1 protein-coding gene is annotated in these 1594 nt (G+C 67.6%); it reads left to right on the top strand.

The annotated features are described in order from the left end of the window. Positions 1–182: 182 nt before the first annotated feature. A partial coding sequence (gene istA, locus RCH07_RS19170; protein WP_326969084.1) for an IS21 family transposase occupies positions 183–1594 on the top strand: 1412 nt, incomplete at its 3' end.

Genomic DNA, 1594 nt, shown 5'->3' with positions numbered 1-1594 from the left:
TGGGTATGGCATCCTGAAATGGCCCCACTTGTAGGGCTTTTAGTCGCTTGAATTGGCCCCACCCTCGACCCGCCCGTAGCGTTCCCTTTGTCGTCCAAGACTGAGAGAACGGAACGGGTTTGAAAGAGAGATCGAGAGTGGAACAATTCGAGCGTATCCGCCGCGATGCGAGAGTAAAAGATATGTCTGTCCGAGAGCTGGCCCGGGTCCACGGTGTGCATCGGCGCACGGTGCGCGCCGCGCTGGCGGACTCGACGCCGCCCCCGCGCAAGGCACCGGTGCGGGAGTCCCCGGCCATGGGTCCGTGGCTGAAAATCATCAGGGCGTGGCTGGTCGCTGACCTGGACGCGCCGCGCAAGCAGCGCCATACCGCCCGGCGCATCTGGCAGCGGCTGGTGGACGAGCACGGGGCCACCCTGGCGGAATCCACCGTCACCCATGCCGTCGCGAAGATCCGGCGCGAGTTGGTGGGCACCCCGGTCGATGTCGCGGTCCCGCAGACCCATGCCCCCGGCGCGGAAGCTGAAGTCGATTTCGGTGAGTTCCAGGCCCTGATCGGCGGGATCATGGTCAAGCTGTTCATGTTCGTGCTGCGCCTGTCCCATTCTGGCCGGGCCGTGCATGTGGCGTATGCCAACCAGGCCCAGGAATCCTTCCTGGACGGACACAACGTGGCCTTCGAACGCCTCGGCGGAGTCCCGTCGAAAATGATCCGCTACGACAACCTGACCCCGGCGGTGATCAGGGTGGCGCTGGGCCGGGAGCGGGTGGAGAATCCGCGGTTCATCGCCATGAGGTCCCATTACGGTTTCGACTCGTTCTTTTGCATCCCCGGCATTGAAGGGGCCCACGAGAAGGGCGGCGTGGAGGGCGAGGTCGGCCGGTTCCGGCGCCGCTGGCTCACCCCCGTGCCCGAGTTCGCGACCCTGGCGGATTTGAACGGGTTCATGGCGGCCTGCGAGGACAGGGATGACCACCGGGTGATCTCCGCCCGCCCGGTCACCGTCGGGGCCGCGGCCGCCGCCGAGACCCCGGAGCTGCTGGCTCTGCCCGCCGATGTTTTCGAGGCCGGCCCCACCGTCTCGGTCAAGGCCAACCACAAGGCCGAGGTCTGCGTGCGCCAGTGCTATTACTCCGTGCCGGTCACCTATGCCGGACGGCGTGTCAGTGTGCGGATCGGGGCGGCACTCATCGAGGTCTTCGCTGACGGCAAGCGGATCGCAGCACATGTGCGCGCCGTGCACAAGTACGCCCATGTGCTCGAACTCGACCACTACCTGGAAGTCCTGACCCGCAAGCCCGGCGCGATGGCCGGGGCGACTGCCCTGGTCGCGGCGCGGGCGTCCGGTGCCTTCACCACCACTCACCAAAAGTTCTGGGACAAGGCCCGCCACCAGCTCGGTGACGGCCCCGGGACCCGGGCCCTGATCGGGGTGCTGCTGCTGGCCAGGACTCTTCCGGCCGGCCCGGTGGCCGCGGCCATGGAAGCGGCGATCGCCTCGGCGGACTACGCCCCGGACCATCTGGCGATTGCCGCCCGCGCGAACGCCGCTTTCCCATCGGTAGCGACGGTCCTGCCCGAGGGACTCGCCGA

It is taken from the genome of Arthrobacter sp. CG_A4 (assembly GCF_035985125.1).
Taxonomy (GTDB): Bacteria; Actinomycetota; Actinomycetes; order Actinomycetales; family Micrococcaceae; genus Arthrobacter.
The sequence above is the reverse complement of the archived record's forward strand: the minus strand, read 5'-3'. Positions and strand labels throughout refer to the sequence as shown.